At 40.6% G+C, this 8281-nt stretch carries 5 protein-coding genes; 2 read left to right on the top strand and 3 right to left on the bottom strand.

The features are described 5' to 3' along the window. Positions 1–169: 169 nt before the first annotated feature. Positions 170–829, bottom strand: coding sequence for a hexitol phosphatase HxpB (hxpB, locus tag L2735_RS17090; protein ID WP_248985857.1), 660 nt, complete (start codon positions 827–829; stop codon positions 170–172). 455 nt (positions 830–1284) lie between these two features. On the opposite strand from hxpB, the gene acnB reads away from it, so the two are divergent. Both acnB and L2735_RS17080 read left to right on the top strand, forming a co-directional pair. Beyond that, complete coding sequence (gene acnB, locus L2735_RS17085; protein WP_248985856.1) at positions 1285–3882, top strand: bifunctional aconitate hydratase 2/2-methylisocitrate dehydratase; 2598 nt, start codon at positions 1285–1287, stop codon at positions 3880–3882. Positions 3883–4613: 731 nt separating this feature from the next. After that, complete coding sequence (locus tag L2735_RS17080; RefSeq protein WP_248985855.1) at positions 4614–5282, top strand: hypothetical protein; 669 nt, start codon at positions 4614–4616, stop codon at positions 5280–5282. A 452-nt stretch (positions 5283–5734) separates the two neighbouring features. Here L2735_RS17080 and ggt read toward each other — a convergent pair whose 3' ends face one another. Together ggt and L2735_RS17070 are read right to left on the bottom strand one after the other, a co-directional pair. Next, entirely contained in the window at positions 5735–7492 is a 1758-nt protein-coding gene (gene ggt, locus L2735_RS17075) for a gamma-glutamyltransferase (RefSeq protein WP_248985854.1), read from the bottom strand. A 250-nt stretch (positions 7493–7742) separates the two neighbouring features. After that, positions 7743–8123: a gamma-butyrobetaine hydroxylase family protein gene (locus L2735_RS17070; RefSeq protein WP_283104686.1), complete on the bottom strand. Its 381-nt coding sequence runs from the start codon at positions 8121–8123 to the stop codon at positions 7743–7745. Positions 8124–8281: the final 158 nt, after the last annotated feature.

The raw sequence follows: 8281 nt of genomic DNA, 5'->3' as shown, positions 1-8281 counted from the left end.
TATTGTTGTGGACTAGGCTCTCGAAGCATGATGATAAACTTGGTTATTATCTGTACTTCTATTAGATCAAAGCCCTAGACGAATGTCTAGGGCTTTGTCAGCAGTCTGAGGTTGTCATTAATGACAACCTTTTTTTACTCTATCTCTTAGCTATAACCTCAGCTTTCGCTTAATTTAGGACGCTATCTAACAACCCTAAATGTGCTATTTGTTGGTGGGCAATATGCTGCCACCGCTCTTGGTGCGCTAGGTTTTCAGCAGGTATCGCCACAGTTTGCATAGAGGCTGCTCTTGCGGCAATTAATCCGTTAAAACTGTCTTCAATAGCCAAGCAGAGTGATGGTTGAACTCCAAGGGCATTGGCACAATTAAGGTACACTTCAGGGTGTGGTTTTCCGTATTTAAGATCTTCAGCAGACTCTATCGCCATAAAGTAGTCTTTAATACCGAGTTTACCCATTACTGCGGCAATTAAATCCGATGATGACGAGGTTGCTAAACCTATTTTAAGCTGCCGTTGCTGGCAAAGGTTCAGTGCATCAATCACCCCACGCATCGGTTGGCCTTCAGTTTCAATAAAGGTCACCACTTTATCAATAATCTGTTGAGCGACTTGTTGGTTATCATAATTTTGCCAAGGATGACGCTGATACCAATAGCTCACTAACACATCAATTCTTAAGCCAGTTGTGATCTCTGCATCCTCAATTGTTATCGGAACACCTAATTGATTGAGTACTTCCACTTCTGCTCGCTGCCAAGCGGGTTCAGTGTCGATGATAATGCCATCCATATCAAAAATGACCGCTTCTAATGCTGTAGAACTCATGGTGACCTCTTTCTAAGTGAATTGTTAGTAGTGAATAACTAGTCGGAAAACCTGAATAAGTACGCTTTGTGATGACATGAAGTGATACTTGTTCAAAGACTATGCAGAATCAGCAAAAAAAAAGCAAAAATTTATCAAATTTTGTTAATAAATTTTTATACTTAATTCAAATAAATGATATAACGTAAGATGCTGAATTTATTTAACTAAAATGCAGTTTAAAACTATTGTCTAATTTTATTTATTTAAAGCAGCAGTTAAATTGCACTTCGAGCGCAAATTTAGTACCGATTTCGTCTCCAATGGAGTGTGATCTAATTCATACTTTTGCAAACCTGTAGTATACTACGGGTCGGATTTCAAGCCCGAACCTGTGGAATGGTCATTTTTTATAAATTAATATGAAATGACGTTCAGTTTCGCTGTTAGGCGCAAAAACAAAGAGGAATGTTGCCGTGCTAGAAGCATATCGTAAACACGTCGCAGAACGTGCTGCAGAGGGTGTTGTCCCTAAGCCATTAGATGCACAACAAGTGGCTGAATTAGTGAAGTTAGTTGAGACTCCGCCTGCTGGTGAAGAGGCCGTAATTCTTGACTTATTAGAGAATCGTATTCCCCCAGGTGTTGATGAAGCTGCGTACGTAAAAGCGGCATTCTTAGATGCAGTAGCCAAAGGCGCTGTATCGTCACCAATCCTTTCAACTGAGCGTGCTACTGAACTACTTGGTACTATGCAAGGTGGTTACAACATTGAGCCGCTTATCGCTCAATTGGATAATGATGCACTTGCGCCAATCGCAGTGAAGGCATTATCAAATACCTTATTAATGTTTGACGCATACCACGATGTGGTCGAAAAAATGCAAGCAGGCAACGACTTTGCTAAGCAAATCGTTAACTCTTGGGCTGAGGCTGAGTGGTTCTTAAACCGTCCTAAGCTTGACGAAAAAGTCACATTAACCGTATTTAAAGTATCAGGCGAAACAAACACAGATGATTTGTCTCCTGCTCCTGATGCTTGGTCTCGTCCAGATATCCCATTACACGCGTTAGCTATGCTGAAAAACGCACGTGAAGGCATCGTGCCTGATGTGGCTGGCACTGTTGGCCCAATTAACGAAATCGAAGCACTAAAAGCTAAAGGCAATCCATTAGTTTACGTGGGTGACGTTGTTGGTACAGGTTCTTCACGTAAATCAGCGACTAACTCAGTGTTATGGTTCATGGGTGATGATATCCCTTATGTACCAAACAAGCGTGCTGGTGGTTTCTGTTTAGGTGGCAAAATTGCGCCTATCTTCTTCAACACCATGGAAGATGCTGGCGCATTGCCAATCGAGCTAGACGTTAGCAACATGGAAATGGGCGATGTTATCGACATTTACCCATACGAAGGCGTTGTTAAGCGTGGTGGCACTGATGAAGTCATCTCTACTTTCGAACTTAAAACAGAAGTACTGCTTGATGAAGTTCGTGCTGGTGGCCGTATTCCATTAATCATTGGCCGTGGTCTTACAGACCGTGCGCGTGAAACATTGGGCCTCGCGGTTTCAGATGTATTTGTGCGTCCACAAGACGTTGCTGCATCTAACAAAGGTTATACGCTTGCACAAAAAATGGTCGGTAAAGCATGTGGCGTAACAGGTGTTCGTCCTGGCCAGTATTGTGAGCCTAAGATGACCTCTGTTGGCTCGCAAGATACTACCGGTCCTATGACCCGTGATGAACTTAAAGATTTAGCATGTTTAGGCTTCAGCGCTGACTTGACTATGCAGTCTTTCTGTCACACTGCTGCATATCCAAAACCGATTGATGTGAACACGCATCAAACATTGCCAGATTTCATCATGAATCGTGGTGGTGTTGCACTTCGTCCAGGTGACGGGGTAATTCACTCTTGGTTAAACCGTATGCTACTACCTGATACTGTTGGTACTGGTGGTGATTCACATACGCGTTTCCCAATTGGTATTTCATTCCCTGCAGGTTCTGGTTTAGTGGCATTCGCTGCAGCAACAGGTGTTATGCCTCTTGATATGCCAGAGTCAATTTTGGTTCGCTTTAAAGGTGAAATGCAACCAGGTATCACGTTACGTGACCTTGTTCATTCAATTCCATTAAAAGCAATTGAAATGGGTCTGTTAACGGTTGAGAAGAAAGGCAAAATCAATGCATTCTCAGGCCGTGTATTAGAAATTGAAGGTCTTGAGCAACTTAAAGTTGAGCAAGCATTCGAATTATCTGATGCTTCAGCTGAGCGTAGTGCTGCAGGTTGTACTATTAAGCTTGATAAAGAGCCTATCATCGAATATTTAACATCAAACATCGTGATGTTGAAGTGGATGATCTCTGAAGGCTATGGCGATCGTCGTACCATTGAACGTCGTATTAAAGGCATGGAAGAGTGGATTGCTAACCCAGATCTTATGGATGCTGATAGCGATGCAGAATATGCTGAAGTTATCGAAATCGATTTAGCTGACATTAAAGAGCCAATTCTTTGTGCACCGAACGATCCAGATGATGCGGTATTACTATCATCAGTGGTTGATACTAAAATTGACGAAGTCTTCGTTGGTTCTTGTATGACTAACATCGGCCACTTCCGTGCAACCGGTAAGATGCTAGATAAATTCGCCAAGACTTTACCTACACGTTTGTGGATTGCACCACCAACTAAGATGGATAGAGATCAGCTAACTGAAGAAGGCTACTATGCCATTTTCGGTCGTGTGGGTGCGCGTATTGAGATCCCAGGTTGTTCACTGTGTATGGGTAACCAAGCACGTGTGGCTGAAAACTCAACAGTTGTTTCAACATCAACACGTAACTTCCCGAACCGTTTAGGTACTGGTGCTAACGTATACTTAGCTTCTGCTGAGTTAGCGGCTGTTGCTGCACTGTTAGGTCGACTGCCGTCTCCAGCTGAGTACCAAGAATATGCGAAAGAGTTAGATGCAACAGCAGCTGACACTTACCGTTACTTGAACTTTGATGAGATTGAGTCTTACACGAAGAAAGCTGACAGCGTGATTTTCCAAGCTGCAGTATAATCTTTTAAAAAGATGACTGATGTTTAAAAGCGTAAACTGAAAAATGCCAGCTATTTAGCTGGCATTTTTGTATCTGCTGCTTAATAGGCATATTTAATTGTCAATAATGTAATAGCAGTCAGTATAAGAATATGATCATTCTTACTGGTTAAAATCGCTTATAACTTCGTTAGAAATTTTGTAAGTAGAGCAACTAGCTGCAATTCCTGCCTTGTTCTAAGCGATTTTTCCTACGCAATATCTGATCACTTATTTATCCCGATTGGTATTAATAGTCATTAAAGTAATTCCAATCAGCATTAGAATATGATCATTTTTACTGATTTAAATCGCTTATAGCTTAGTTATAAATTTTGTAGGTAGAGCAACTAGCTAGCTGTCATTCCTGCCTTGTTCTAAGCGATTTTTCCAACGCAATATATGATCACTTATTTATCCCGCTTGGTATAAAAGAATAAATATCCATTTGTTGATGAAATAAACAACAAACTCTAGTCCTTTTAACTGAGCAAGGGGAAGTTACACCTGTTATATGCCTAATGTAGAAGTGTGAGTTTGAATACAAATTCATTACCTAGTCAATGTTTTAGCAAGCATAATTTAACATTAAATCAGTTTATTTGTAGAAGATTAGAGAAGGGAAATTACATACTTTCAATGGTATAGAATAATAATATAATATTTTAAGGATGAATATTTTTATGAAATAAAAAAGTAAAATAGAGAGTTATATGCCATTAAATCAATATTATATTCACAATATGAGTTTATTTTTTCGTACTGTGATGTTAAATCCAACTAATGCCTCATTATCACCTGCCATTAATGAAAGAAAAGCGACCGAGAGCTTAGCTGTTAATGCGTTGATAGCCACATACCTTGGACTATTCACGTTATTTATGTGGGTAGAGCAATTCAGAATGCCCTACGTTGACATGGATATGGTTGAGTTATATTGGGAAATGTTCAAGGCAGCGCCATTTTCAGAAGCTGAAACAAGTATGAGAGAGGTGTTTTTTCGTGAAATAGAGAGGGTTTATATTTGGCAATGGGCGGTTTTTATTTTACTGCCAGTGTTCACGTCAGGTATATTCTTATTTGCCCGCTCTAAACTTAAAAGACTGCCTATGCATGAAGCCGCTGATGGTGGAAAACTGACCACCTTAGGCCGAGTTTTGTCCTTGTTTATTCAAAGTAGTTCCCATCTATTTATGTTGTTTGTTATTGGCTATAGCTTTTTTGCGACTTCAGCTTTTTCACAGTGGTTAATAGATGGTGCAAAAGGCAGTTTTGATTTCAACACACTCAGTTTATTCTTTCCGATTGGCGCTTTAGTGTTGGTATGGCAATTTATTCGTCCTTTTGCCACTTTTTATGTGATCACTATTCATAAGAAGTAGTAATCGTATATTGTGCTAATGTATTCCTTTCGGAAAGTGTACTCAAATATTGAGCTGACTTGAGAGCCACTGTTAATGTATAACCCTGTCATCACGCAAGGTTATATACCCAAACAACTTGAAGATACGTGTTTCAGAGCTTCACCGTGTTTTCAATACTAGGCGCGTTAATGCGGTAATGTAGGTACCTTATAAATTAGCGCAACAACGTAGTGGGAACACGGTGAAACTCCCTGAGGGCAAGTTTTACACGCGTTTATGCTGCGTTATTGATTTTGAAAAGGGAATAACCATTACCCGCAATCAATGCCTTTCCTAAACGCGTGTAAATTCTTGCTGAAATCGAGCATCTTCAGGTTGTTTGGGTATACATTAATTCGATTGGCATTAGTTCAGTGTCAATTTATCGATTGTAATGTTCCAAACCTATCGCTTCGATACCTAAAAAATCGTTACTTCCCCATTGAACTTGATGCTCGTCGGCGATCGCTTGCGCCTATAACTTGGTTATCTTTAATCTCAATAGCATTTAAGCCACTTACCATTGGCAGTACATGAACTGGGTAACCATAGTCGATAAATTCAGGTACGAGCATTTCTGCAAAGGTCTTCTTTTCAACCAGCAAACCTGTCGAGTTTTGTGATTTTGTACGGTCTATTTTTGTGCCATATTGGATGTTAGGTAAATCGATGGCGTCTTGGGCTGGTAAATCCCAGTCTAGGATCCCCACTAATGTTTTTAAAACATAACCTGGAATTTGACCGCTACCCGGTGAGCCAATCACTAGACGAAGCTGAGCTTGGCTATCTAGCACCATTAACGGTGTTGTGGCTGAACGTGGTCTTTTTCCTGGTGCTATCGCATTTTGAGCAGATTTACCGTCAACCATAGGCGTATGAGTAAAATTATCCATTTGTGCGTTAAGAATTAACCCGTCTACCATGACGCCTGAACCCATTCCTGTTCCTACTGTGCTGGTCATGGCGATGGCATTGCCTTGACTGTCGACAATGGAAATATGGCCAGTATCGCGGCCCTCTAATGAAGAGTCACTCGGTGGAACATGAGCCATTAGTTTTCCTGCAGATGGTTGCTCAACCATCACACCTGTTTCAGGAATAAGTTTTCTGCGCTTGTCGATATAGCTCTTATTAAGCAGTTGCTGGCTGGGAACATCAACATAGTCAGGGTCTCCCGCATAGGCAACACGATCAGCTTGAGTAATACGCATTGCCTCGGTCATTAATCGCCACGGCTCTGCATCAGTGGATTTCATTTTTGACAGTTGATACGGAGCAAGCAATTCAAGCGATTGCGCCACCATAGTGCCGCCTGAAGAGGGATAACCAAATGACACTATCTGATTGCCATGATATTGAGTTTTCACAATATCACGCTGCTTTATTTGATAGTTGTTGAAGTCAGCCATTGACAGCTTTGGCTGATTATCATCAAGTCGTTGATTGACCGTTTGCACAATTCGCTCACCTAACTCGCCTTGATATAAGTAATCGTCACCTTGTTTAGCTATTTGCTTTAAGGTTTGAGCCAGTGCAGGATTCTTCATTAAACTGCCTGTTGGTTTAATGATACCAGCGTCCCAATATAGTGCTTTTATCTCAGGGTCTCGTTGTAAACGAGTTTGCTCTCTTACAACAATATCATGGGTATAGCTGTTCATTGCATAGCCGTGGATCGCTAACTCAATTGCAGGCTGTATCAATTGGTTCCAAGGGAGCTGACCGTGCTGTTGGTGTACTTGGTAAAGTAACTTGAGTGTTCCTGGAATTGCCACTGAGCGTGGGCCTAAGACTTTATTGTTATCGATAGCGCCGTTTTTTGACATAAACATATCGGCAGTGGCGCTGGCTGGTGCGGTTTCTCGCCCATCAAAAGCATGAAACTGTTTTGCTTGGTTATTAAAATACAATGCAAATGTGCCTCCACCTATACCTGTCATATCAGGTTCCACCACTGTCATGACCATTTGCATAGCGACCATAGCATCAATGGCATTACCTTTTTGTTCAAGGACTTGGTAACCCGCATTGGAGACATATGGATTGGTGGCGCTAACCATAAAGGATTTACCAGTAGTGGTTGGCTGAATAGGTAACGAATTTGCTTTTACAATAGTAGTAAAAAAGCAGAATAAACTGACAATAAATAATGATAAACGCATAGTCTGACTTGTGTTTAAATGGTTCATTATTATTCCATAGTGATTTAATGAATGCTGTGTAAATTTAAGTTTGGTTCAGTAATTATACAGCCTCTATAATAAGTCGTTATGGTGATGTTATTGCGGGTTCTAATCATGCTATCAGGTCGTAATTTCGACGCGCGGAGGTTGTTTATGGCAATGCTTTTTTGAGTAGCTGAGGTGGTATTTGAGCCTTAAATCTATTATTGATAGCAATAATTGATAGAAATAAGGCTTATCGGTAGAGTGTTAATGCTTAAGAGTACTTGATATTCATATCAATCAAAGGCTCACGCGAGCCTTTTTCAGCACGTAAGCGGGCTAAATAACGTTCCCAAATTTCAACTTGATGCGCGCCAAATTCATGTAATAATTTCCAAGAGAACAGGCCTGTATCATGGCCGTCATCAAAAATGATTTTTACTGCATAGTTACCTACTGGCTCAATCGCTTTAATGTTCACTGCTTTTTTGTGGGTCACTAAGATTGGATTGCCATGGCGCTGCACTTCTGCTGATGGAGAGTTAACGCGCAGCATTTCACAGGTAATATTAAACACGTCACCGTTATCGAATGTCACTTCAAGTAACTTAGATTTACGCTTTAATTTAAGGTTAGTCACATTGGGTGAACTCATAACGATTACTCTCTTATAGTGATACTTTATCTGAAAATTAGCTTTAATTGGTTAGTGATAGAACAATAAAAAAGGTGGTCACTCTGGGAGCTAACCACCTTTTAAAGTAGTCATCCTATATTAGCTAATGTTAACTAAAAACAAGATGACTAAGTTAG

Origin of the sequence: Shewanella olleyana (assembly GCF_023283825.1) — a bacterium.
GTDB classification, from domain to species: Bacteria; Pseudomonadota; Gammaproteobacteria; order Enterobacterales; family Shewanellaceae; genus Shewanella; species Shewanella olleyana.
Note: the sequence above shows the minus strand (reverse complement) of the source record. Positions and strands in the feature narration are given on the sequence as shown.